This is a genomic window from Halorubrum ejinorense (assembly GCF_039522565.1).
Taxonomy (GTDB): Archaea; Halobacteriota; Halobacteria; order Halobacteriales; family Haloferacaceae; genus Halorubrum; species Halorubrum ejinorense.
Map to the genome: position 1 here is coordinate 134289 of NZ_BAAADQ010000009.1, position 22749 is coordinate 157037.

22 protein-coding genes and 2 pseudogenes are annotated in these 22749 nt (G+C 67.1%); 12 read left to right on the forward strand and 12 right to left on the reverse strand.

What is annotated here, in order from left to right; all coding sequences use genetic code 11:
- Positions 1-121: 121 nt before the first annotated feature.
- Positions 122-292 (reverse strand): annotated as a pseudogene (locus ABDZ89_RS09590) (amidohydrolase family protein); the annotation flags it as partial.
- Between the two features lie 125 nt (positions 293-417).
- Between ABDZ89_RS09590 and ABDZ89_RS09595 the strand changes: the two are divergent.
- Positions 418-1068 (forward strand): TetR/AcrR family transcriptional regulator, encoded by a 651-nt coding sequence (locus tag ABDZ89_RS09595; protein WP_343778590.1) that lies wholly within the window; start codon positions 418-420, stop codon positions 1066-1068.
- A gap of 94 nt (positions 1069-1162) precedes the next feature.
- On the opposite strand, the pseudogene ABDZ89_RS09600 reads toward ABDZ89_RS09595, so the two are convergent.
- Positions 1163-1470: pseudogene (locus ABDZ89_RS09600) on the reverse strand (CoA transferase); the annotation flags it as partial.
- Between the two features lie 1016 nt (positions 1471-2486).
- On the opposite strand from ABDZ89_RS09600, the gene ABDZ89_RS09605 reads away from it, so the two are divergent.
- The gene (locus tag ABDZ89_RS09605; protein ID WP_343778592.1) at positions 2487-4313 is read left to right on the forward strand and encodes a Cdc6/Cdc18 family protein; all 1827 of its coding nucleotides are present in this window, start codon (positions 2487-2489) and stop codon (positions 4311-4313) included.
- Positions 4314-4317: 4 nt separating this feature from the next.
- On the opposite strand, the gene ABDZ89_RS09610 is transcribed toward ABDZ89_RS09605, so the two are convergent.
- The gene (locus tag ABDZ89_RS09610; protein WP_343778593.1) at positions 4318-5457 is read right to left on the reverse strand and encodes a S26 family signal peptidase; all 1140 of its coding nucleotides are present in this window, start codon (positions 5455-5457) and stop codon (positions 4318-4320) included.
- A gap of 174 nt (positions 5458-5631) precedes the next feature.
- Between ABDZ89_RS09610 and ABDZ89_RS09615 the strand changes: the two genes are divergently transcribed.
- A complete protein-coding gene (locus ABDZ89_RS09615) occupies positions 5632-7317 on the forward strand; it encodes a DNA-directed DNA polymerase II small subunit (RefSeq protein WP_343778595.1) in 1686 nt (561 codons plus the stop codon).
- An 81-nt stretch (positions 7318-7398) separates the two neighbouring features.
- Here the strand turns inward: ABDZ89_RS09615 and ABDZ89_RS09620 are convergent, their stop codons facing one another.
- The 4 genes from ABDZ89_RS09620 to ABDZ89_RS09635 all read right to left on the reverse strand — a co-directional run bounded on the left by ABDZ89_RS09620 (position 7399) and on the right by ABDZ89_RS09635 (position 10153).
- Complete coding sequence (locus tag ABDZ89_RS09620) at positions 7399-8031, reverse strand: IMPACT family protein (RefSeq protein WP_343778596.1); 633 nt, start codon at positions 8029-8031, stop codon at positions 7399-7401.
- Positions 8028-8528, reverse strand: a complete 501-nt coding sequence (locus tag ABDZ89_RS09625) for a hypothetical protein (protein ID WP_371152056.1) — start codon at positions 8526-8528, stop codon at positions 8028-8030. Before ABDZ89_RS09625 ends, ABDZ89_RS09620 begins: the two co-directional genes overlap by 4 nt.
- Entirely contained in the window at positions 8519-9124 is a 606-nt protein-coding gene (gene pspAB, locus ABDZ89_RS09630) for a PspA-associated protein PspAB (RefSeq protein WP_343778598.1), read from the reverse strand. The genes ABDZ89_RS09625 and pspAB overlap by 10 nt, the downstream gene beginning before the upstream one ends.
- A gap of 117 nt (positions 9125-9241) precedes the next feature.
- Positions 9242-10153 carry an MBL fold metallo-hydrolase gene (locus ABDZ89_RS09635; protein ID WP_343778600.1) on the reverse strand — a complete coding sequence of 304 codons (912 nt, stop codon included), beginning with the start codon at positions 10151-10153 and terminating at the stop codon, positions 9242-9244.
- 127 nt (positions 10154-10280) lie between these two features.
- Here ABDZ89_RS09635 and ABDZ89_RS09640 point away from each other — a divergent pair, with 127 nt between their 5' ends.
- Both ABDZ89_RS09640 and ABDZ89_RS09645 read left to right on the forward strand, forming a co-directional pair.
- Positions 10281-11225 (forward strand): NAD(P)H-binding protein, encoded by a 945-nt coding sequence (locus tag ABDZ89_RS09640; RefSeq protein WP_343778602.1) that lies wholly within the window; start codon positions 10281-10283, stop codon positions 11223-11225.
- Positions 11222-11890, forward strand: coding sequence for a DUF7530 family protein (locus ABDZ89_RS09645; protein WP_343778604.1), 669 nt, complete (start codon positions 11222-11224; stop codon positions 11888-11890). Before ABDZ89_RS09640 ends, ABDZ89_RS09645 begins: the two co-directional genes overlap by 4 nt.
- Before the next feature lie 213 nt (positions 11891-12103).
- Here the strand turns inward: ABDZ89_RS09645 and ABDZ89_RS09650 are convergent, their stop codons facing one another.
- A complete protein-coding gene (locus ABDZ89_RS09650; RefSeq protein ID WP_343778630.1) occupies positions 12104-12271 on the reverse strand; it encodes a DUF5786 family protein in 168 nt (55 codons plus the stop codon).
- Between the two features lie 125 nt (positions 12272-12396).
- Between ABDZ89_RS09650 and ABDZ89_RS09655 the strand changes: the two genes are divergently transcribed.
- The gene (locus ABDZ89_RS09655; protein WP_343778606.1) at positions 12397-13446 is read left to right on the forward strand and encodes a DUF5784 family protein; all 1050 of its coding nucleotides are present in this window, start codon (positions 12397-12399) and stop codon (positions 13444-13446) included.
- Between the two features lie 80 nt (positions 13447-13526).
- Here the strand turns inward: ABDZ89_RS09655 and ABDZ89_RS09660 are convergent, their stop codons facing one another.
- Positions 13527-13811, reverse strand: coding sequence for a DUF5789 family protein (locus ABDZ89_RS09660; protein WP_008585525.1), 285 nt, complete (start codon positions 13809-13811; stop codon positions 13527-13529).
- 147 nt (positions 13812-13958) lie between these two features.
- On the opposite strand from ABDZ89_RS09660, the gene ABDZ89_RS09665 reads away from it, so the two are divergent.
- The 3 genes from ABDZ89_RS09665 to hemB all read left to right on the forward strand — a co-directional run bounded on the left by ABDZ89_RS09665 (position 13959) and on the right by hemB (position 16133).
- Entirely contained in the window at positions 13959-14855 is an 897-nt protein-coding gene (locus ABDZ89_RS09665) for a PHP domain-containing protein (RefSeq protein ID WP_343778608.1), read from the forward strand.
- A gap of 25 nt (positions 14856-14880) precedes the next feature.
- Entirely contained in the window at positions 14881-15045 is a 165-nt protein-coding gene (locus ABDZ89_RS09670) for a DUF6757 family protein (protein WP_006114727.1), read from the forward strand.
- A gap of 107 nt (positions 15046-15152) precedes the next feature.
- Entirely contained in the window at positions 15153-16133 is a 981-nt protein-coding gene (hemB, locus tag ABDZ89_RS09675) for a porphobilinogen synthase (RefSeq protein WP_343778611.1), read from the forward strand.
- 287 nt (positions 16134-16420) lie between these two features.
- On the opposite strand, the gene ABDZ89_RS09680 is transcribed toward hemB, so the two are convergent.
- Complete coding sequence (locus ABDZ89_RS09680; RefSeq protein ID WP_343778613.1) at positions 16421-16663, reverse strand: ferredoxin; 243 nt, start codon at positions 16661-16663, stop codon at positions 16421-16423.
- Positions 16664-17095: 432 nt separating this feature from the next.
- Here ABDZ89_RS09680 and ABDZ89_RS09685 point away from each other — a divergent pair, with 432 nt between their 5' ends.
- Positions 17096-17350 (forward strand): DUF7967 family protein, encoded by a 255-nt coding sequence (locus ABDZ89_RS09685; protein ID WP_343778615.1) that lies wholly within the window; start codon positions 17096-17098, stop codon positions 17348-17350.
- A 105-nt stretch (positions 17351-17455) separates the two neighbouring features.
- Positions 17456-20122 (forward strand): valine--tRNA ligase, encoded by a 2667-nt coding sequence (locus ABDZ89_RS09690; protein WP_343778616.1) that lies wholly within the window; start codon positions 17456-17458, stop codon positions 20120-20122.
- A gap of 24 nt (positions 20123-20146) precedes the next feature.
- Here ABDZ89_RS09690 and ABDZ89_RS09695 read toward each other — a convergent pair whose 3' ends face one another.
- On the reverse strand, positions 20147-21202 hold the full coding sequence (locus tag ABDZ89_RS09695) for a quinone-dependent dihydroorotate dehydrogenase (protein WP_343778618.1): 1056 nt from the start codon (positions 21200-21202) through the stop codon (positions 20147-20149).
- 97 nt (positions 21203-21299) lie between these two features.
- Complete coding sequence (locus tag ABDZ89_RS09700; protein WP_343778620.1) at positions 21300-21503, reverse strand: hypothetical protein; 204 nt, start codon at positions 21501-21503, stop codon at positions 21300-21302.
- Between the two features lie 342 nt (positions 21504-21845).
- On the opposite strand from ABDZ89_RS09700, the gene ABDZ89_RS09705 reads away from it, so the two are divergent.
- Entirely contained in the window at positions 21846-22175 is a 330-nt protein-coding gene (locus ABDZ89_RS09705) for a non-histone chromosomal MC1 family protein (RefSeq protein WP_343778622.1), read from the forward strand.
- Positions 22176-22749 lie beyond the last annotated feature (574 nt).

Here is a 22749-nt window from a genome sequence, read left to right on the forward strand (position 1 = left end):
ACTTAAGAACTGCGTCAGACACCCCCGATCCGGAGCGTCGGCGCCGAACGGTCGCGAAATCGACGACCGGGCGGGGGTGAATCGGTGACTAGTCGCCGGCGAAACCGCGTATCTACGTCTACGCGGGGTGGATGCGCGAATCGACGAAGCCGAGTACGACGACGTGGTCCGACGCGACGATCTCGTCGACGTTCGACGCCGACAGTCCGGTCCCCACCTCGACGATCTCGCCGTCCTCGATCGGGATGTCGGCCTCGCCGTACTCACCCACGTCCGGGTCGAGCGAGATCACGGCCCCGGTTTACACGATCGTTTGTGTGATGTTCGATAACGGGGTTTGGCAGTGAGGTTGATTTTACCGGGCAGTAAGAGCACTAGGAGCAATCGTATTATGTACCTCACACGTTGAGTGGCGACATGAGCGAATCGCGAAGCGGGTCCGGCCGCGAATCCGCCGAGTCCTCCGGCGAGACGGTGTCCTCCAAGGACACCAAGGAAGTGATACTGGAGGCGACCTTCCGTGCGCTGAGCAAACACGGGTACAAGGACCTCCGAATGCGCGACATCGGCGAGGAGATGGACCTCACGCGACAGGTAATCCACTACCATTACGACGGGAAGTACGACCTGATGTCCTCGTTCCTCGAACACATCATCGACCAGTACGAGGGGAGCGTGGTCGTCGACGGCGACGACGACCCCCGGACGGAACTGCGCGCGCGAGTCGACCAGTGCCTGTTCGGACCCGAGTTCGAGGAGTTCAGCCACTGGGACCGCATGAAGGTGTACCACGAGCTGTACACGCAGGCACAAAACGACGGCGACCACCGCGAGGTGTTCAACGAACACTACGAGCGGATCCGCGGCAGCATCGTAGAGGTCGTCGAGGAAGGGATCGAGGAGGGCGTCTTCCGCGACGTCGACGCGGAACGGATGGGTCAGTTGGTGACCGACGTGATCCACGCGGCGCGAGGGCGTCGCATCTCGCTCGGCCACGAGGATGCGCCCGAGGAGGCGCGGAAGGCGATAGACGAGTTCATTCTGGAGTCGCTCGAACGGACCGAGTAGCCGAGAGGTTCTGGCGAGGCGGGAGTAGTTTGTTTGGTCCGCTTTCGTCGGTTCGGAGTCCTGGTTACGAGTCGTCGACTACGACGAGCCGGGGATCGGTTCGCTCTGCGGTCCCGGGGCGAAAGTTCTGAATGAAGAGGTCCGCCTCCTCGACGAGCTCGTACAGCGCCTCCTTGGCGTCGTCATTCTTCAGGTCGAGTTCGAGGCTCTTCTTCCCGTAGCTCAGGCTCCGGTAGTACGGCCACTCCCCTTGATGAATGGTGGGCCGGAGTGCGGGACGGCGTCGCCGCGGTCGGGGGGTTCGATCTTGACGACCTCCGCTCCCTGGCTCGCCAGCATCGCCGAACAGAAGCCGCCGGTGACGAACGTCGAGAGGTTGAGAACCGTGATCCCGCCTAAGATCTTCCCGCCGCGCTTAAGCGTCGCTGCTGGATGTCACCGGAGCACCTCACCTGACGTGCGGATCTGTCGCATAGGTGTGTGTGGAGAATTTGTTTATCGGATGGTAAAACACCGGCATCAACCATGGTATTCGTTTGGTGGGAGCACCGGGGAAGCGGTCATGGGTCCGTCACGACGATTGATCGTGTCAGATAACTGATAGAAGTGTGTCGCTTGTCGGGCCTGCCCCCCACCCCTTCGTTTCGGGTGGAACCGTGAGAGACCGGGGTGGTCGGTAGTCGTCTCGGCGGGAGTCCCCGTGGCGACAGAATATCTCGTAGAGAAACTGAATAAAATAACTACAAACACTACAATAATAACTGAGAGGCTTTGTCGAGGGTACCGTTTCTCGCCTTATGTAATAAAACCACCGATATCTATATCACCACTCACGGCCCCCACCCCCTGTTTCGCCGTTCCACCCGAAACGAAGGGGTGGGGGGGTCCGCCGGATCGAGTCGAACCGAATCGTAGGTGAGATTCCCGTGAGGTCCAGGTAGGGTCCACGTGAGATCGGCGTGAGATCTGCGTGAGATCCGCGTGAAACGGAGGCACACACGAAACGGACAAAACCGAGGGAAGCGTTCCGGCAATGAGAATTCGGGTACTCGTAGCAGGTTCGACCCGAGAAAAAGTCACAACAGGGTTACTGGCTACGACACGGCCGCTCCTGTGACGGTGGGAGTTCGTTGGGGCGGAAACCGCGATCGGCGGAACGGCCCACGAGACCCGTCGCTCCGCGACGGACCCTCGACCCTCTCGACCGGTCCGAGAGGCCCCGAATCGACGAGCGATCCGACGAAGGGGGATCGTTTCAACTCCAGAGAGGAACACTTTTGTACCGTCTCTTCATCTGGTTCGACTGTATCAACTGGACGTGGTCGACGCCTGATTCGACCACGAATCCGTATTTCCGGCACGAGACGGCGTGTGCGTCGATCTGCGCGGCCGTCTCCACCTGAAACAGGGGGGTTCACATGGACGAAGGCGATAACACACCGCGGGCCGACGGCGGTATCGACCCGGACGATGTCGACGAACCGGACCGAAGTGGCGACTCCGACGGCTCCCGGCCGGACGGGTCTCCGCCGGACGGGTCCGGCGAAGACCGATCTCCCTCGACTCCCGACCCGGGCGACTTCGACATCGGAGATTCCGGCACCGACAGCTCTGAGGCGATAGGCTCCGCTTCGGACGTCGAAGAACCCGACTCCGAAATCGAGGGGCTCGACGGCGGCGGTCCGGCCGGCCCCTCTTCGGGTGACGGTCTCGATGTCGATGGCGGCTCGGAGTCCGACTCCGGCCCCTCCGGCGCTACACCCGAAACGACGGGGCTCGACAACGGCGGCCGCGACCGGTCGTCCCCCGACGTCGACTTCGACGGCGTCGTCCTCGACAACGACGACGACAACCAGGGCCTGTTCGATGACCTCCTGTCCGGTGAACCGATATTCGAGAACAAGGAGGTCCTCCGGCCCTCGTACACCCCGCACGAACTCCCGCACCGGAACGACCAGATCAACCGGATGGCGACCATCCTCGTCTCAGCGCTCCGCGGCGAGACCCCTTCCAACATCCTCATTTACGGGAAGACTGGAACCGGCAAGACCGCCTCGGCGAAGTTCGTCTCGCAGGAACTGGAGTCCACCTCTCAGAAGTACGACGTTCCCTGCGAAGTCGAGTACATCAACTGCGAGGTGACGGACACCCAGTACCGGGTCCTCGCGCAGCTCGCGAACACGTTCATCGAGGAGAACCAAACGGTCATCGCCGACAAACTCGACCGGCTCGAAACCCTCCGCGCGGACGCGCGAGACGACGCGGCCGACGCGGCGTCGGCGCTCGTTGGCACCGATTTCGACTCCGTCGACGACCTCGACGACCGGATCGACGAACTCGAAGCCGACGCGGACGAGATGGAGGAGGTCCCGATGACGGGGTGGCCCACCGACCGCGTCTACTCCACCTTCTTCGAGGCGGTCGACTACCACGAGCGCGTGGTCGTGATCATGCTCGACGAGATCGACAAGCTCGTCGAGAAGAGCGGCGACGACACGCTGTACAACCTCTCTCGGATGAACTCCGAACTCGACCGCTCGCGCATCTCGATCATGGGAATCTCGAACGACCTGAAGTTCACCGACTTCCTCGACCCTCGCGTCAAGTCGAGCCTCGGCGAGGAGGAGATCGTCTTCCCCCCGTACGACGCCAACCAACTCCGCGACATCCTCCAACACCGGGCCGACACCGCGTTCAAACCCGACGCGCTCACGGACGACGTGATCCCGCTGTGTGCGGCCTTCGCGGCGCAGGAACACGGTGACGCGCGCCGCGCGCTCGACCTGCTCCGCACCGCGGGCGAACTCGCCGAGCGCTCGCAGGCGGAGATCGTCGCGGAGAAACACGTCCGGCAGGCCCAGGACAAGATCGAACTCGACCGCGTCGTCGAGGTCGTCCGCACCCTTCCCACCCAGAGCAAGATCGTCTTGTTCGCCGTGATACTCCTCGAGAAGAACGGCGTTCACAACATCAACACCGGCGAGGTGTTCAACATCTACAAGCGCCTCTGCGAGGAGATCGACGCCGACGTCTTAACCCAGCGCCGGGTCACCGACCTCATCAGCGAACTCGACATGCTCGGGATCGTCAACGCCGTCGTCGTCTCGAAGGGCCGGTACGGGCGGACGAAGGAGATGGGCCTCTCCGTCCCGGTCGAGGAGACCGAGGCGGTCCTCCTGTCGGACTCGCGGCTCGGCGACATCGAGAACGCGCAGCCGTTCGTTCAGGCGCGGTTCGACAACTGACTCGTCACCCGGCCAGTCCCGCGTTCCCGACGGGGAGACTATTCCCGACGGAGAGACTATTCCCGACGGGGAGACTACCCTCGACGGGGAGACTACCCTCGACAGGAACCGCGCTCCCGACCGTCCGCGCTATCGCTTCGTTCAGCTCTACCTGTCCCGTCGCTATCAGGCGAATGTACCCGAGATACGGGACGCGGACCCGCGCCACCCCGTTCACCCACTCGGCCCTGACCGGCGGCGAGAGGCCGCTGGCTTGGTCGTAGGCCCCGTTGTTGTCTCCGAGCGTGACGAACCCGTCGTGCGGGGCCGGACAGTTGGCGAGGGATCCGCAGTCGACGGCGTTGTGATACTCCTCGTCGGCGCGGTCGTACCAGTTTTCTCCCTCGTTAACGTGGAACATGGCTCGGTGGATGATCGGCGACCCGGTCCGGCCCGGCGGCGTGTATATTACGACCGACCCGTAAGCGCCGAACGTTTGATAGTCGACGTCTTGGCCCACCTCGTGGGTGACGACGCCGACGCCGTTGTCGGCCGCATCGGGCGCGAATCGCCCGGGCTCGGTGACGAACACGAGGTCGCCCACGTTCATGTTCGGCTCCATGCTCCCCGACTCGACGGCGACCATCGGCGGCCAGATGCCGCTGACGCCGAACAGCAGCAGGCCGACCAGCAGCACGACGCCGACGCTCGCCGACATCTCCCGGATCCACATCAGCACCCCGTCCCGGTCGTGTCGGAGTCGGTACAGCAGCGACTCGTCCGTCCCGGACGGCTCTGACGATCCAGCCGGCTCCGCAGTCCGAGTGTAATCGCCGGTGACGGGCCCTTCGCCGTCAGCCGCTGACCCGCCCAAATCGGATTCGGACCCGGTTTCCGCTCCCGGCTCACCCGGTTTTTCGACCGAACCGTCGGGGTCGGCGACCGGTTCGGAATTGGTCGTCGGATCGACCCCGTCCGCCTCGCCGGGCTCTTCGGCGACCGGTCCGTCGGTCCCTTTCTCTGACCGCTCCGCCGTTCGCTCGCCTCGACTCTCTCCGGTCTCTCCCTGAGTCCGCTCGTCTCGACTCTCCTCGGCCGCTCCTTCCGTCCGCTCGTCTCGATCGGCCGACCCGTCCGCGTCCGTCGGCCGATCTCCTTCGTCCATTACGTCGGCTTTGGCGGGTTTCGTTCATAAGCTTCCGGGTCCAATTGCGACAGCGACGCGCTCGGACGACGAGACACGGGTCGACGAGAGAACGCCGGCGGGAGAACGCCGTCTTCCGAACGCGCGCTCCGACCGTCCGGAACGGTTTTGGTCGGGAGCACCCTTTCGAGTAGCGTGCCGCTGGAGTCGAACGCCCGGATCGCGAAAGCCCTCGCCGAGCGCGGCTACAACGCCGAGCGCGAGGCGGTCACCCTCCTCGCGGGCGCGACCGACCCGGCCGCCGCGGTCGCGGCCGCCGTCGATCACGCCCCGGACGACGCCCTCCGGATCACCGCCGACCACGTCCGTGCGGTGACCGCTGCCGACGAAGGATCGCCGGCCTCACCGGACAAAAACGGACAATCTCCAGTCGAAACGAAGGGGTCGGCCGGAGCCGACACGGGGAACTCCGTCCCCGATTCAGAGGCCGCACCGACCTCGGGTTCGCCTGCCGACGGATCCGTCGCGGCCGTCGATCCCGGGTCGACCGATTCCGCGCCGACCGCTGGCTCCTCCGCCGTCCCTCCCTACGCGGACTCTCCCACTGCCGACTCTCGGACTACCGGTTCTTCCACCGCCGACTCTCCGACCACCGAGACCACTCGGGATCCCGACCTGCGGGACCTCGAAGTCGGCAACGACATGACCGGCCGCAGCACCGGGACCGGCGAGTACGGCGACTTCGTCACGACGTTCCGCGACCGGTACGAGCGGCTCTCGAAGATACTTCGCGGTCGCGTCAACCACCGGCCCGCCGAGGCGATCGCGGACATGCCCGGCGGCAGCGACGCCGCGATGATCGGGCTCGTCAACGACGTGCGCTCCACCAAGTCCGGTCACTGGTTGATCGAACTGGAGGACACCACCGGGACCTTCCCCGCCTTGGTGATGAAAGACAAGGGGCTCGCGGACGTCGTCGACGAGATCCTGTTGGACGAGTGCCTCGCGGTCGAGGGGACGCTCGCCGACGACGCCGGCATCCTGTTCGCCGACTCGCTCCACTTCCCTGACGTCCCCCGGACCCATCACCCGGGCGGCGCGGACCGCCACGTCCAGGCTGCGCTGATCTCCGACGTCCACGTCGGCAGCGACGAGTTCATGGCGGACGCGTGGCACAGCTTCACCAACTGGCTCCACACGCCGGAGGCGGACCCGGTCGAGTACCTGTTGCTCGCCGGCGACATGGTCGAGGGCGTCGGCGTCTACCCCGACCAGGACGAGGAGCTTGACATCGTCGATATCTACGAGCAGTACGAGGTCTTCGCGGAACACCTCAAGGAGGTGCCCGCCGACACCGAGATCGTGATGATCCCGGGCAACCACGACGCGGTCCGACTCGCCGAGCCACAGCCCGGGTTCAACGACGAAATTCGCTCGATCATGGACGTCCACGACGCGCAGATCGTCTCGAACCCGGCGACGGTCTCCGTTGAGGGCGTCGAGGTGCTGATGTACCACGGCGTCTCGCTCGACGAGGTGATCGCGGAACTGCCCGAGGAGAAGGCGAGCTACGACGAGCCCCACAAGGCGATGTACCAGCTGCTGAAGAAGCGCCACGTCGCGCCGCAGTTCGGCGGCCACACCCGCGTCGCCCCCGAAGAGCGCGACTACCTCGTGATAGAGGACGTGCCCGACGTGTTCCACACCGGCCACGTCCACAAGCTCGGCTGGGGGAAGTACCACAACGTCCTCGCGGTCAACTCGGGCTGCTGGCAGGCCCAGACCGACTTCCAGAAGTCCGTCAACATCGACCCGGACGCCGGCTACGCGCCCATCCTCGACCTCGACACGCTCGACATGACGGTCCGTAAGTTCTCGTAGCCCGCATCGGTCCCGCCGGCATCAACCCCGCCGGCATCAACCCCGCCGGCATCAACTCCGCCGACATCAACTCCGCCGACCCTACTCTCCTATCTCGACCCGTCCGCTCGTCGCGTCGTTGAGCCGCTCGCGAAGCGCGTCGACCTCCTCGACGGGCACCCGGAGGTCGAACCGGACCCGCTGCCCGTAGTCGGCGTCGAACTCCACGCCAGTCGACTCGATCACGCCGCGAACCGTCCCCGAGTCGTCGTACTCGGTCTCGACGACGAGGCTCCGGTGCGGCCGCTCCTCGATCACCCCGGCCGCGTCGACGCCCTCTTTCACCGCTCGCGAGTACGCGCGCGCGAGCCCGCCGACGCCGAGGTTCGTCCCGCCGTAGTACCGCGTCACCACCGCGGCGACGTTCCGGACCTCGCGCTGTTGGAGGACGTTCAGCGCCGGCTTCCCGGCCGACCCGGTCGGCTCGCCGTCGTCCGACGAGTACTCCCTGAGCATCGGCTCGGCCCCCGGCGCGCGCTCCGACGGCTCGCCGGCGGGGACCCGGTAGGCCGGCACGTTATGGGTCGCATCGGCGTACTCCTCGCTGACCGCCTCGACGAACGACTCGGCCTCGTCGACGGTGTCGACCGGCGCGACGTGTCCGAGGAACTCAGACCCCTGGACCTCGAACCGCGCCGTCGCGCGCTCGGCCACCGTCCGATACGCGTTGGTCACGGCTCCTCTCCGCTCTCTGCTCGCCCTTCCGCTCCGGGTCCTTCCGCTTCGGGCCCTCCCTCGCCTCGGGCCCGTCGTTCGACGACGACGCTCGTCGGCGGCGCGAGGCGGAACAGCGCGAGGTACGCGCCGACCCCGACGACTTCGACGATCGCGGCCACGATCGCGAGCGGGTCGGCCGCGAGCGCCGCGAGCGCGCCCGTCCCGTGCCACACGAGGAAGCCGCCGAGGAACGTGCCGAGCGTCCCGGCCCCGAGCGCGTACAGCCGCCGGTACTCGTCCGCCCGTAGCGTCGCGACGGCGACCGCCACGGCGAGCGCGCTCCCCGCGAGGAAGAAGTACGGCCGCGCGTCCGGCGGCGACCCGAGCCGCGGCCACGCCCACAGCAGGTGGACCGCGCCGGCGACGACCGCGGTCTGAACGGCGATCCCTCGGAGCAGTCGCTTCTTCGGGGCGTCTCGCGTCGATTCGGAGCCGGCGTTTCGGCTCACTCCCACGGGTGGGTACCGCGCGCGTCCGGCCAGAGCGGGTACCAGTAGGACTCGTCGTCCTCCAAGCCGAGCTCCCCGTCGAGGACCGACTGGAGCTTGAACTCGATCCGCTGGTTCCGGTCGTTCGTCCCCCGCGGCGCGAACGGGTAGTACGCCCCGCGCCGGAACGAGTAGATCCAGTAGGCCGGACCCTCGTCGTTCTCGAAGCCGAAGACGGCGGCGAGCAGCCGCGATCCGAACCCCTCCTCGATGAACTGGTCGGCCGCGAAGTGGACGCTCGTCACCAGGTCCTCGGGGTCGTCGTCCTCGAGGACGAACCACTGGTAGCCGTGGTCGTCCTCGTGGCGGTGGAACCCGGTTCCCGTGTCGATCTCACCGGCCTCCAGAATGGCCTCGACGTTCCCGACCGCGTCGTCGAACCGGGTGCTGTCGACGCCGGAGAAACACAGCGCGGCCTCGCCGCAGTGGTCGTAGCCGAGGTCCGCCTCCATCGTCAGGTACGCGGTCGACATCCCGAAGAGGTCCTCGGGGTCCGCCTCGCGGGTCGCGTCGGTCTCGGCGCTCGTCCCGAGCACGGCGCGGATCGTGTCGAAGATGCCCATCTGAGCGGGTCTACGTGCGGCGGGGTTTAGGGAGTTTCTCTCGACTCGCCTCTCGGCGCCGTCGAGCCGGTCGGCCCGTCTCTCCTCGCTGTCGGCCTGTCCCCCGCTGTCGGCCTCTCACTCCCCGTCGACCCGGTCGAGGTACGTCAACACGCCGCGCGTGTTCAGGCTCGTGTTCGCGCGCGCCCGCTCCGGGTTCCAGTAGTCGATGTCGCGGCTCGCCGCCTCGAAGTGATCGAGGACGGCTTCGTCGTCGTCGAGTTCGGCGCGCTTCTGCCGGACGCGCTCGACCCACTCGACGTACGCCCGCTTCGCCTCGCCGATCAGGTCCGCGTCGCAGCCTCGCGGCCCGAAGTGGCCGAAACAGAGCGTATCGGGATCGAGATCCTCGACCAGTCGAATGTCGTCGAGACACTGCTCGAAGTCGAACTGCGGCGGCGGCGTCGTGGGGGTCACGGCGTCGACTGCGGGCACGTAGATGCCGGCCGCGTCGGCGGTGAACACGACCTTTGCGTCGGGGTCGTGATAGACGGCGTGGTGAGGCGCGTGCCCGGGAGCGTCGTGAACGACCAACTCGCGGTCGCCGAGGTCGATCCGGTCGCCCTCGGTGACGCCCTCGATCCGGTCGTCCGGGACCGGCTTCGGCTCCGCGTAGTGGTCCCACTGGTCGCCGACCGCCGACTTCGTGCCGGCGACGAGCGCCTCCGGATCGACGAGGTGGCGGACCCCTCGCTCCGGGACTCGGACCTCCGCGCTCGGGTAGCGTTCCGCGAGGTAGCCGGCCCCGCCCGCGTGGTCGAGGTGGGCGTGCGTCGGGAGGATCCACGCGAGTTCCTCGCGACCGATTCCGATCTCCTCGATCGACCCGAAGAGCGCCTCCCGGTTCGCTCCGGTTCCGGTGTCGATCACGATCGGCCGCTCCGCGTCGTAGACGTACACCGCGCCGTACTCGTCGGTCTCGAACATGCCGGTGTCGTGGACGTACAGGTCGTCGACGCCTCGAACCGGCTCGAACTCGCCAGCGCGCATACCGGACGAGGAACCCGGGGGCACTTCTAGCGATCGGTCCGGGAGCCGCCGCACTCCGCGTCCCCCCGCCACGAGCCCGCTCCGCCAACGGGCCGGGGCTTATGGTCGCTCCGCCCGTGGAGACCGTATGCGAGTACTCGTCACCGGTGCGACCGGATTCGTCGGGAGCCGACTGGTCCCGACGCTCCTCGACCGCGGCCACGAGGTGGTCGCGCTCGTCCGCGACGCCGACGGTTACGCGGCTCCCGAGGGGGTCGCGGTGGTCGAGGGCGACCTCTTAGAGCCTGACACCCTCCCGCCAGCGTTCGAGATCGACGGCGAACCGGTCGACGCCGCCTACTACCTCGTCCACTCGATGGACGGCGGCCCGGGCTACGAGGAGCGCGACCGGAACTGCGCGACCAACTTCGCAGCGGCCGCGTCGGCCGCGGGCATCGACCGCATCGTCTACCTCGGGGGGCTCGGTGAGGACCGCGACGACCTCTCCGAACACCTCCGCTCGCGGCGCGAGGTGGAGCGCATCCTCGGCGAGGGCGACCCGGCGCTCACGACGCTGCGGGCTGCGATCATCATCGGCGCCGGCAGCGCCAGCTTCGAGGTGATCGCCGGGCTCGCGCGACGCCTCCCGGTGATGGTCACCCCGAAGTGGGTCGACACGCTCTGTCAGCCGATCGCGGTAACCGACGTGGTCGCCTACCTCGCCGGCGTCCTCGACGTCCACGAGACCGCGGGCGAGACCCTCGAGATCGGGGGCCCGGAGGTGATGACTTACGCCGAGATCCTGCGGCGGACCAGGCGACAGCTCGGCGGCGGTCTGCGGATCGTCAGGGTACCGGTGTTGAGCCCCGGGCTCTCGGCACGGTGGCTCCGACTGGTAACCGACGTGAACCCCTACCTCGCCCAGTCGCTGGTCGAGGGGCTCCGGAACACCGTCATCGTCGAGGACGACCGGATTCGGGAGTTCCTCCCGATCGAGTGTACGTCGTTCGAACTGGCAGTCGCGCGGGCGCTGACCGACTCGCAGAACGCCGAGCGGTCGCGACTGGGGGCGATCCCCGGGGTCTCCCCGTGAGCCGAGAGTACGGAGAGACGTGGGTGTACGAGAGCCTCGTCGGGGGAATACCCGGGCTCGGCATCTCGCGGACGCTGGCCGTCGCGCTCCAGTTCGTGATCTTCGAGGTCGGCGTCGTGGCGCTCGGCTGGTACTACGGGGTCTGGAACGCCGTGATCGCGGGGACGGTCGCCGTCGTCGTCGCCGCGATCGGGAGCGTCGAGATGCACCGGCTGGGCGCGAAAAACCGGCTCCTCGGGACGCCGCCGGAACACAAGCGGCTGCTGTTCGGGTCGAGCATCGAGATCGTGTTGGGCGTGCTGGCGTTCATCGCGCTGGTGACGTACCTGTTCGCTTGGGACGGTACGCTCCTCGACCGGCTCTTCGGCGCCGATCCGCCGATCCCCGTCGTCTACCTCACGCTGCTCGTCCTCTGGGACCTGACGTACCGCATCGGCACCTCGTGGTGGAGCGCGGTCGTCGCGTTGTGGCGAGCGATCCACGTCGACCTGTCGCCCGAGGAGCGGGCGACGGTCAGACGGCTCGACGCCGAGAACATCGGCTTCTCCGTGATACAACTCGTGCTCGTCCCCTTCCTGATCACGGAGCCCGTCCTGCTCGGAGCGGTCGTCGGCCACGTCATCGCGGTCGCGATAGTGTGTACGGCGGCGATCTGGCTCACCTGACGCGTCGCCACTCTGTCGCTCCACGTCCGTCGCCACCCTGTCGATCCGCGTCCGTCGCGTCCGTCGCGCCCATCGCGTCCGTCGCGGTCGTCATCACCGCGGTCGCAACGAGCACTAGAATCCTCGCCGCGATCGCGAGGGCCGTCGCTCACGGTCGTTGTCGTCGGTCTCGCCGAGAATCGAATCAGTAGCCGCGGCGCCGCCGCGGCCGCGTCACTCGCCCTGTAGCTCTTCGAACTTGTCGAGGAGTGCCTCCGCGGAGTCGCCCGAGTCGTAGGTCAGCGATCCGGAGTACTCGGGCCGTTCCGCGTCGAAGTCGGCGTCGACTTCGCTGGTCTTCTTCTCGCGACGCTCGTGTTCGGCCTCGTCATAGGCACCCATTGACATGGTACGACCACACTTGACCGTTTCCTGTAATATACCTGTCGGTGAACGTATCATAAACCGTGAACATTAGCCTCCCGCCACCGGAATCGATTAACCTCGCGGTGTGATACCGAACGACTGTGGCACAACCGCTCCGCTTCAGGCGCTCGCCCGGCCGATGGACTCCGGATCGGGTCCGGTCGCAGCTCCGCCGCCCTCTCGACGAGAACCTCGGAGCGACCGCCGACGCCCCGTGGTTCGCGGCCCCGCCCGGCTACGAGGCGCGCCGCTTCGACATGGACGACGGATCCTTCGCGTTGTTCTGCTGGACCGACGACGACGCGGACCCGCCGTCCGGCGCCGACGGCGGGCCGGTCGGGTACTGGCTCGGCAACACGGAGACGCCGAGCGAGCTCTGGCGGACCGACAAGTACGGGTTCGACGAGGTGCCCTACCCGGTCTCGCGGTGGGCACAGCGGGAACTGCTCGCCGGGCTCCACGACGACGAGCCGTGGCTGGCCGACTACCCCCACGTCTCGTGGTACTTCCTCCCCGTGTTCTGCTCGAAAGACGGCGCGGAGACGAGCCGGGCGTTCTTCCGTGACCACGCCGCCGGATTTCCGGACGCGACCCGCGACGAGGGGACCGGCTTCGTCGAGGAGACGCTCCGGTCCGGGGTCCTCGACGACGACCGCGAGGTGATGGCCGGGAAGCTCGGCACGTCATCTTCCCGCGACCTCGTCCGGATGAGCGCGGCGATAGCCGAGTTCACCGCGGCGTGGATCCTCACGCGGGCCGGCTACGAGGTCACGCCGGAGATCGAGGTGACGACGGGCCACTCGCTCGACTACCGGGCGACGGACCCCGAGACGGGCACCGGGCAACTCGTCGAGGTGACCCGCCCGCAGCCGACGGCCGGCCGCTCGGCCGACGACCCAGTCGCCGCCGTCCGGGACACCGCCGAGACCAAGACGAGCGGTCAGCTCGCGGCCCACGGCGGGGGCGTCACGCTGTTCGTCGACTGCTCGTCGTTCCCCGCCGACGAGTGGGCTGCGGTGCGCGCGGCCGAACCAGCGGTCCGACACAAGCCCGCGGTCGTCTACCGCGCCGAGCCCGACGGCTCGGTGGAGGGGTATCAGAAGGGGTCCGTCCCGCTCGACCTCGACGGAGCCATCGATCCGGTTTCGTAGTCGCGCCGCTTCGCAAGTGTGGCTGACGCTTTACGGACCGGTTCAGTAAAAACGGATACGGTTTCGGTGGGTCCGGCGCGTCAGAACGAGACCGGCGAGGGCCCGTCCTCCGCGTCGGTGGTCGGGTCGCGGTCCGAGTAGAACCGGCGACCGACTCCTCGGTGACAGACGCCGGCCCGGAGCGTGGTGAACACGTCCTCCGCGTCCTCGAACGTCTGGTCGCCGAACCGCTCTAAGACGTCGCCGAGCCGCTCGGACCCGTTCGCAAGCTCTACGGTCGCGTTGCCGTGAGCCGCGATGATCTCCTCAGACGTGGTCGGGTACTGGTGCCGTTCGAGTCGGTCGTCGACGCCGTTCAAGCGCATCAACAGTCGGAAACCGCCGATGGTTCTTAATGATTGTCCATGTACGACCTTAGTCGGAGGGGATACCTTATATTGCCTTATATCAGATCGGATCCGGCGGTTCCCGGAACCGCCGCGGCTTAGTGTCGGGCGCAATCATCCGACTTCATGCCCGCTGACTCCGCCGATTCCGCCGAATTTTCCGATTCCGCCGCTCCCGGCGATCCGGTCGTCGCCGACCTCCACGCGCACACGGTCGTCTCCGACGGCACGCTGACCCTCGACGAGGTGCCCGCGGCCGCCCGCGAGGCGGGCGTCGACTGGGTCGCCGTCACCGACCACGACCGGATCCACCCGGGGCTCGACGCGTCGGTCGTCGAGCGCGACGGCGTCCGGATCGTCCGCGGGATCGAACTCCGCGTCGACGCCGGCTTCGAACGGCTCGACCTCCTCGGCTACGGCGTCGAACACACCGACGCGCTCGACGCGGAGATCGACCGCCTCCAGCGGGACCGCCGGGAGCGCGGGGCCGCCATCCTCGACCGGGTCGAGGACCGACTCGGCGTCGACCTCGACGTCGACCCCCGCCCCGGCCTCGGGCGGCCCCACGTCGCCCGAGCCATCGACGAGTCCGACGCGCCCTACGACTACGCCGGGGCGTTCGACGAGCTGATCGGGGACGACGGCCCGTGTTACGTCGCGCGCGAGGTGACGACGCTCGACGAGGGGCTCGCCCTCCTCGACGACGCCTGTGCGCTCGTCGGACTCGCCCACCCGTTCCGGTACGAGCGCGTCGACGAGGCGCTCGCGGTCGCCGAGGAGTCGACGGCGATCGATGCGATCGAGCGCTTCTACCCGTACGGCCGCGCGGTCGACGACGGCCGGATCGACCGTCTCGCTGAGGAGGCAGACCTGCTCAGAACCGGCGGTACCGACGCTCACGAACGGACCCTCGGGGTCGCGGGGCTGACGGGGCCTGCCTTCGAACCCGTTCGTGAACGGCTGCCGGAGCCAGTCCCCGTCGAATCGCTTTCCGCCGGGGCGACGGGCGACAAACAGGATTAAGCCGGCGCCGAACGGAGTGTCTCGTATGCGGTGTCACTACTGCGACCGGGAGGCCACGTACGAGGCCGAGCAGCGCGGCGTGGTCGTCGGGCTCTGCGAGTCCCACTTCAAACAGCGCGTCGAGGAACTCGCCGAGTCGGACGAGCTCGCCGAGCTTCGCGACCGGATCGACATCGAGTCCTCGGAGTAGCCGCCGAGGCCGAACCGGCCGCTTCCGAGCCGCCTCTTCCTTCCGAGCGGTCTCACGATCCGCGTCGAGACGAACGGTAAAAGTCCGTGCGGGGCCAATCCGCCGGTATGGACCTCACGGACCGGCCCCGCCGCCTCCGGGCCGACGGCGTTCGCCCGCTCGTCGCCGAGACCGACCTCTCGGCGTCGGACCTGGTCGCGCCCGTCTTCGTCGACGCGACGACCGACGAGCGCGTGCCCATCGAGACGATGCCCGGTCACGAGCGCGTCCCGGTCGATCAGGCGGTCGAGCGCGTCGCCGAGATCAGCGACACCGGCGTCGAGGCCGTGATCCTCTTCGGCGTTCCCGAGTCGAAGGACGCCACGGGAAGCCGAGCGTACGCCGACGACGGCGTCGTCCAGCGGGCGGTCCGCCGGCTCGACGCCGAGACGGACGCCACCGTGATCGGCGACGTCTGCCTCTGTGAGTACACCGATCACGGGCACTGCGGCGTGATCGAGGAGTCGGCCGAGACGAACCCGACGCTCACGGTGAAAAACGACGAGACGCTCGACCTGCTCGCCCGGACCGCCGTCTCGCAGGCCGACGCCGGCGCGGACGTGGTCGCTCCCTCGGCGATGACTGACGGACAGGTGGGCGCGATCCGCGAGGCGCTCGACGCGTCGGGTCACGAGGACGTGGCCATCCTGAGCTACGCCGCGAAGTACGAGTCGGCGTTCTACGGCCCCTTCCGCGACGCGGCCGACGGCGCGCCCGCGTTCGGCGACCGCCGACACTACCAGATGGACCCCGCGAACCGTCGCGAGGCGCTCCGGGAGGCCCGGCTCGACGCCGAGCAGGGCGCCGACGTGTTGATGGTGAAGCCCGGTCTCCCGTACCTCGACATCGTGGGCGACCTCCGGCGGGAGTTCGACCGCCCCATCGCCGCGTACAACGTCTCCGGCGAGTACGCGATGCTCCACGCCGCCGCGGAGAAGGGGTGGCTCGACCTGGAGGCGACCGCGCTGGAGTCGCTCACGGCGCTCAAACGCGCGGGCGCGGACCTCATCATCACGTACTTCGCAGAGGACGTGGCCGAACACTTGTAAATAGAATCGGGCGAGAATCGACGCGCCCGGTGAGTTATTCACTACGGCGCGTGCCTCCGAGTGGCCGCCAGCGGCGGCCGCGAGGAGCACGCGCGAGGTCGTCGGGCGAAGCCCGACTGCCAGAGGGACCGAAGGTCCCTCGCTGGACGCGGCGACCGGAGCGAAGCGAAGGGAGCCGCGAGGCTGGGGAGGCGTGAGGCGCTGTGCGGGCGGGGCTTCGGTGGCGTTCGCCCGAACCGATACACCGGCACCAATTTATCAACAGCTAATCGACCGTCCAGAACCGTTCACACCACCTGTTCGCCGTCGTCGTCGTACACTTCGATGGCGTCGACCGGGCAGACGCGCGCTGCGAACTTCGCGTCGAACTCCTCGCCGTCCGGGACCTCGACGACGAACAGGTCGTCTTCTTCCTCGCTGCTCCCTTCTAAATCAGCCTTTCCGTCGTTCAGGTTCTTCTCGAAGGCGTCCCACTCGGCGACGCACTGGTACATCCCGACGCAGGTGTCGCGGTCGAACTCGACGTACATGGCTCTCGCTTAGATGAGACGGTACAAAGCCGTGGCGACGAGACGCGCAGGACGCTAGTCGATTCGGCTGCCGACTGCCGGAGAGTACCTCCAAAGCCCCAGTCGGGAGCGCCCCGGACGCTCGCTGCGCGCTTCAGTCGCTCACTTCGTTCGCTCCTTCCAGTGCTTGCGTCGCCTCCGGGCCGCTCCCGACTGCCCTTGAGTCCCACCCCGCACCGCTCCGCTCCGCCCCTCACGCCTCCCCAGCCTCGCCGCTCGCTCCCTCCGGTCGCTCGCGGCGTCCCTCGCGCGTGCTGGCTCGCGGCCTCCGCTTCGCTCCGGCCGCTCACAGGCACGCGCCGACCGTGACCGCCCTCCGGAACCGGTCCCCGCCACGGGCTCTCCCACAGCGCGACCGTCCTTTTTAAGCGTCACAGGCACCCATCGCCGCGTATGACCACGGTCTGGCTCGTCGACCGGCAGTTCGACTCGAAGGGACTCGTGCGGCTCACCTACGCCACGGAAGACGGCGAGCGGATGCACACGAAGGAACTGGCCGAACAGCGCCTCGTCACGGGCGACGGGATCACCGCCGGCCGCGAGGTCGACGAGAGCGCGCTGGGCGAGAGTCCCGCGGACGAGGTGGAGCGGTTCGCGGCGGAGGCGTCGAAGATGGCCGCCGAACACGACCTCGACGACCGGGTCTGACCGCGTCCGATTCCGCCCTGACCGCGTCTGACTCCGCCCGTCCGCGCGACCAGCCCCCACACAATCGAGTCCGTTAAGGGGGAACCGGCGGAACGTGTGGCTGAAATGCCCAGTGGTGAGTACGACCCCGACGCCGTCGAGCCGCGGTGGCAGCGGCGGTGGGTCGACGAGGAGACGTACGCGTACCCCGACGACGATCCGACCGATCCCAACACGGTCTTCTCCATCGACACCCCGCCGCCGACGGTATCGGGCAGCCTCCACATGGGCCACCTCTACGGGTTCACGCTCCAGGACTTCGTCGCCCGCTTCGAGCGGATGAACGGCGGGGAGACGTTCTTCCCGTTCGGCTACGACGACAACGGCATCGCCTCCGAGCGGCTCACCGAGGACGAGCTCGACATCCGTCACCAGGACTTCGAGCGCCGCGAGTTCCAGGCGAAATGTCGCGAGGTCTGCGCGCAGTACGAAGACCAATTCACCGAGAACGTCCAGTCGCTCGGCGTCTCCGTCGACTGGAACCACACCTACCAGACGATCGAACCCCGCGTCCAGCGCGTCTCCCAGCTGTCGTTCGTCGACCTGTACGACAAGGGCCGCGAGTACCGCGAGAAGGCCCCGGCGATCTGGTGTCCCGAGTGCGAGACCGCCATCTCGCAGGTCGAGACGGAAGACGACGAGCAGGACAGCCACTTCCACGACATCGCCTTCCCCGTCGCGGAAAGCGGTGACGCCGGCGACGCGGAGACGTTCACCATCTCGACGACCCGGCCCGAGCTCCTCCCGGCCTGCGTCGCCGTGTTCGTCCACCCGGACGACGACGCGAACCAGCACCTCGTCGGCGAATCCGCCGAGGTCCCGCTGTTCGGCCACGAGGTGCCGATCATCGCCGACGAGCGCGTCGACATGGAGACCGGCTCCGGCATCGTGATGTGCTGTACGTTCGGCGACCAGAACGACATCGAGTGGTACCAGGTCCACGACTTAGACCTCCGGGTCGCCATCGACGAGTCCGGCCACATGACCGAGGTCGCCGAGGAGTACGAGGGACTACACTCCGGCGAGGCGGGCGAGGCCATCGTCGACGACCTCGACGACGCGGGCGCGCTGTTGGACCGCCGCCCCATCTCTCACACGGTCAACGTCCACGAGCGCTGCGGGACGAGCGTCGAGTTCCTCGTCACCGAGCAGTGGTACATCGAGATGCTCGACAAGACCGACGAGTACCTCGAAATCGGTCGCGAGATGGACTGGTCTCCCGAGAAGATGTTCACGCGGTACGAACACTGGGTCGAGGGGCTCCAGTGGGACTGGCTCATCTCCCGGCAGCGCTCCTCCGGCATCCCGTTCCCGGTGTGGTACTGCGCGGACTGCGGCGAGGTCGTCGTGGCCGACAAGACCGACCTGCCGGTCGACCCCCTTTCGGACGACCCGCCGGTCGACGCCTGTCCGGCCTGTGGCCACGACGAGTTCGAACCCGAAGACGACGTGCTCGACACGTGGGCCACCTCCAGTCTCACGCCGCTGATCAACGCCGGGTGGGACTGGGACGACGAGGCCGGGGAGTTCACGATGGAGCACCCGGAGCTGTACCAGTTCGACCTCCGGCCGCAGGGCCACGACATCATCAGCTTCTGGCTGTTCCACACGCTGGTGAAGTGTTACGAGCACACCGGCGAGGTCCCGTTCGACGAGACGATGATCAACGGGCACGTCCTCGACGAGAACCGCCAGAAGATGTCGAAGTCCGTCGGCAACGTCGTCGAACCCGAGACGGTGCTCGAACAGTTCCCGGTCGACGCCACGCGCTACTGGGCCGCCGGCACCGCCGTCGGCGACGACTTCCCGTTCAAGGAGAAGGACCTCCGCGCGGGCGAGAAGCTGATCCGGAAGCTGTGGAACGCCTCGAAGCTCGTCGAGTCGCTCGCGCCGGAGCCGTTCCCGTCCGAGCCGGCCGACGGCCTCCGCGAACTCGACCGCTGGCTGCTGGCCGAGCTCGACGCCGAGGTCGAGCGGCTCACCGGCCTGCTGGAAGAGCGCGCGTTCTCGAAGGCCCGGGACGAACTCCGGAGCTTCTTCTGGAACACGTTCTGTGACGACTACCTCGAGATCGCGAAACAGCGGGACGACGCCGCCGCGGCCTACACCCTTCGGACGGCTCACCGCCGGTTCCTGAAGCTGTTCGCGCCGCTCTTAGCCCACGTCACTGAGGAGCTGTGGCAGGACATGTACGCCGACGACGCGGCCGGCGCAGACGGCGTCTCGCTCGCCGACGGCGCGACCGATTCGATCCACCTCTCCGACTGGCCCGAACCGATGGGCGTCGAGGCCGACCGCGACGCCGGCGCTGCCGCCACGGCCGTCGTCGGTACCCTCCGGAAGTACAAAAGCGAGAACCAGCTCCCGCTCACCGCCGCGCTCGACGCGGTGGAGGTGTACGCCGACGTGCGCGGCTTCGAGGACGATATCACCGGCGTGATGCACGTCGAGGATCTCACGGTCCACCCCGACGGAGACGCGCCCGTCGAAACCGTGATCACGGGCATCGACCTCGACTACGCCACCGTGGGGCCGAAGTACGGCAATCAGGTCGGCGACATCGAGGCCGCCTTGGCGCAAGGAGAGTACGAACTCGACGGCGACGAACTCCGCGTCGCGGACGTCACGCTCGTCGACGACGAGTTCGCGGTCGAGGAGGAGCGGCAGTACCAGGACGAGGGCGAACTGCTCCAGGCCGGCGACGTCGTCGTCATCGTCCGCAACGAGGCGTAGGCCTCAGCCGCCGACTCGTTTCTCTCACAGATCCGCGCCGACGGCGTCTTCGACCGAGTCGAACCCGTCCCGCTCGAGTAGTTCGAGGAGCCCCTCGTTGATGTCGCGGGCGAGTCCGGGCCCCTCGTAGACGAGTCCGGTGTACAGCTGGACCATCGAGGCACCCGCCCGTATCTTCTCGTACGCACCTGCGGCGTCCGAGACGCCGCCGACTCCGATCACCGGGACGTCAGTGCGCTCGGCGACGAACCGCACTCGCTCCGTCGCGAGCGATTCGATCGGCTTCCCGGAGAGCCCGCCCCGCTCGGCCCGGTTGTGACCCCGCAGGGAGTCGGGCCGCGACGTCGTCGTGTTCGTCGCGATGACGCCGTCGAGGTTGAGGTCGTCGACGACCGCGAGCGCGTCCGTGACGGCCGGTTCGGGCAGGTCCGGAGAGAGTTTCACGAGCAGAGGGTCCGCGCCGGCGTCGTCGAGGGTCCCGAGGATCCGCTCCAGAGCGGCCCGGTTCTGGAGCTCGCGGAGTCCCGGCGTGTTCGGACTTGAGACGTTGACGACGAAGTAGTCCCCCGCGTCCGCGACGCGCTCGTAGGTGTACAGGTAGTCGTCTGGCGCGTCGTCGAGCGGAGTCGACTTCGACTTCCCGATGTTGATGCCGACCGGTACGTCCGGAAGGGGGTCGCGATCGAGCCGTTCGCCGACCGCGTCCGCCCCCTCGTTGTTGAATCCCATCCGATTGACGAGCCCCTCGTCTTCCGGTAGTCTGAAGAGTCGCGGTCGGGGGTTTCCGGGCTGTCGTTCGGCCGTGACGCCGCCGATCTCGACGTGGCCGAACCCGAGCGACGCCAGCGCTCGCGGGACGTGCGCGTTCTTGTCGAACCCCGCCGCGACGCCCACCGGGTTCGGAACAGTCGTGCCGAAGGCGTCGATCGCGAGGCGATCGTCGTCGACCGCGTATCGGCCGGCGAGGGCCGTGCTCACCGGTGTCCCCTGAACGCCGGCGAGCAGTCGATGTATCAGTCCGTGTGCGGTCTCCGGCGGAAGCCGGAACAGCGCCGGCTTCAACAGATCGTACGCGCCCATCGTGTTAGTCTCCTCGCGAGCGCTAATCAATCCGCCGACCGTCGGTCCGACCCTCGACACGCTCGAGGCCCTCGCCGACGGAACGCCGCGATCCGCGTCAGAAGTCGTGTTCGAGTTGGTCCGGGTTGGAATCGGCCCGCTGTATGATTATCTTCCCGTCTCGGACCCGCACGAACACTTCGTCGCCGATTTCCATGCCGGCGACGGCGAGTTCGTCTTCGTGGAGGTTCACGTGCACGTTGTGATACTCCCCATCGTCGTCTTTGGCGCCACTGGGGCTGAGCTTCTTTTTGCGGACCATCGCGGGTGTGCTTGTCGCACTTCGCCATAGCAGACACATAAGTGTTGTTTACCGATAGCCGTCCGGTCCCGGGTCCCGCACTCGCAGTCTTCCTTCCCTCACGGTCGGACCGAGCGTGGAGCCGCCTCCGGGTGCGAACGGGTCGCCTCACGAACCCCACACGGGCCCGCGCGGTGCGGGCGTTCTCAGGTCTACTGGCGGTCCGGGCGCCGGCAACCGTCGTATCGGCGCCGAAATCGCTACCAGCAGCCGGGATAGTATATAAAAATTGTGGCGTACAGCTTTCATTTCCCCGATATATTTATTACAGACTGTGTGCTGGTGTCACACGGAGGCAAAACCATGGTACGTGAAGACGGTAAGCGAAACTTTGCCCTTCGGGAGGAAGACGGATCGGAACCGAGCGAGTTCTCGGGGAATATGCCGCGTCAGGCGGCACTCAAAGCGGCTCGAACGCTCGAGCCGGCGCCCTCCGAAGAGGAGGCGCAACGAACGACGCTCCGCCTTCGTGAAAAGGGGACTCGAAAAGTCCACGAGTACGAGGGATGGGCGTGGAAAGACAGCGCTCCGGAAGTCGACGAGGCGGAAGACGACTTCTGGCTCAACGACCTCGACGACATCACCAAAGCCAACGTCTCGAAACAGGGCATCGAGTACCTCGACGAGGAGTAGCCTCGGGCGCTTCGATTCCGATCTCTCCTTTTAGCCGGCGGAGTCCGACCCGTCACGATCTGAACCCAGGACCGCTGCGGAGACACCACTCTGGTTCCCTCGTTCGCCCCTCACCTGATCCGGTCGAAGGTCGTCTCCTTCCCGGCATGAAATCGCATGACGTGGCGCAGGTAGTTCGACGGGGTTAAGTACAACCCGGGCATTCGAAGAAATGCGAAGAACGCAACGCGGACTCGGGCCGTTCAACTCGGCCCGGTTTCGCTGGATCGGACAGATTCGATGGGTTTATGACCCGTCGAATGGTACGTTCAGGTCCGCGAAGGATGAGGATCGCGCCCCCTGCGCTCCGGCGTAAGCGGCGATCTGATGTGAGCCGTGGTCGTTCGGTGCCATCCAAGCCGTTGGCTGGACCCGGACACCACACAGACCAATGCAATGGTGTGTCAACCTTCGTCTCAACCGAAGTTGACACCCGCCAACACCCCCTTTGAGCCGGGAATCAGGCTCAAAGGATATTCATTCCGGTTGATCCTGCCGGAGGCCATTGCTATTGGGATCCGATTTAGCCATGCTA

Excerpts from the sequence above, each read along its gene's own strand:
- ABDZ89_RS09595 (WP_343778590.1), top strand. The coding sequence starts at position 418 with ATGAGCGAATCGCGAAGCGGGTCCGGCCGCGAATCCGCCGAGTCCTCC.
- pspAB (WP_343778598.1), bottom strand. The coding sequence starts at position 9,124 with ATGGGCATCTTCGACACGATCCGCGCCGTGCTCGGGACGAGCGCCGAG.
- ABDZ89_RS09690 (WP_343778616.1), top strand. The coding sequence starts at position 17,456 with ATGCCCAGTGGTGAGTACGACCCCGACGCCGTCGAGCCGCGGTGGCAG.
- ABDZ89_RS09680 (WP_343778613.1), bottom strand. The coding sequence starts at position 16,663 with ATGTACGTCGAGTTCGACCGCGACACCTGCGTCGGGATGTACCAGTGC.
- ABDZ89_RS09665 (WP_343778608.1), top strand. The coding sequence starts at position 13,959 with ATGCCCGCTGACTCCGCCGATTCCGCCGAATTTTCCGATTCCGCCGCT.
- ABDZ89_RS09605 (WP_343778592.1), top strand. The coding sequence starts at position 2,487 with ATGGACGAAGGCGATAACACACCGCGGGCCGACGGCGGTATCGACCCG.
- hemB (WP_343778611.1), top strand. The coding sequence starts at position 15,153 with ATGGACCTCACGGACCGGCCCCGCCGCCTCCGGGCCGACGGCGTTCGC.
- ABDZ89_RS09695 (WP_343778618.1), bottom strand. The coding sequence starts at position 21,202 with ATGGGCGCGTACGATCTGTTGAAGCCGGCGCTGTTCCGGCTTCCGCCG.
- ABDZ89_RS09670 (WP_006114727.1), top strand. The coding sequence starts at position 14,881 with ATGCGGTGTCACTACTGCGACCGGGAGGCCACGTACGAGGCCGAGCAG.
- ABDZ89_RS09650 (WP_343778630.1), bottom strand. The coding sequence starts at position 12,271 with ATGGGTGCCTATGACGAGGCCGAACACGAGCGTCGCGAGAAGAAGACC.
- ABDZ89_RS09610 (WP_343778593.1), bottom strand. The coding sequence starts at position 5,457 with ATGGACGAAGGAGATCGGCCGACGGACGCGGACGGGTCGGCCGATCGA.
- ABDZ89_RS09635 (WP_343778600.1), bottom strand. The coding sequence starts at position 10,153 with ATGCGCGCTGGCGAGTTCGAGCCGGTTCGAGGCGTCGACGACCTGTAC.
- ABDZ89_RS09685 (WP_343778615.1), top strand. The coding sequence starts at position 17,096 with ATGACCACGGTCTGGCTCGTCGACCGGCAGTTCGACTCGAAGGGACTC.
- ABDZ89_RS09700 (WP_343778620.1), bottom strand. The coding sequence starts at position 21,503 with ATGGTCCGCAAAAAGAAGCTCAGCCCCAGTGGCGCCAAAGACGACGAT.
- ABDZ89_RS09640 (WP_343778602.1), top strand. The coding sequence starts at position 10,281 with ATGCGAGTACTCGTCACCGGTGCGACCGGATTCGTCGGGAGCCGACTG.
- ABDZ89_RS09660 (WP_008585525.1), bottom strand. The coding sequence starts at position 13,811 with ATGCGCTTGAACGGCGTCGACGACCGACTCGAACGGCACCAGTACCCG.
- ABDZ89_RS09705 (WP_343778622.1), top strand. The coding sequence starts at position 21,846 with ATGGTACGTGAAGACGGTAAGCGAAACTTTGCCCTTCGGGAGGAAGAC.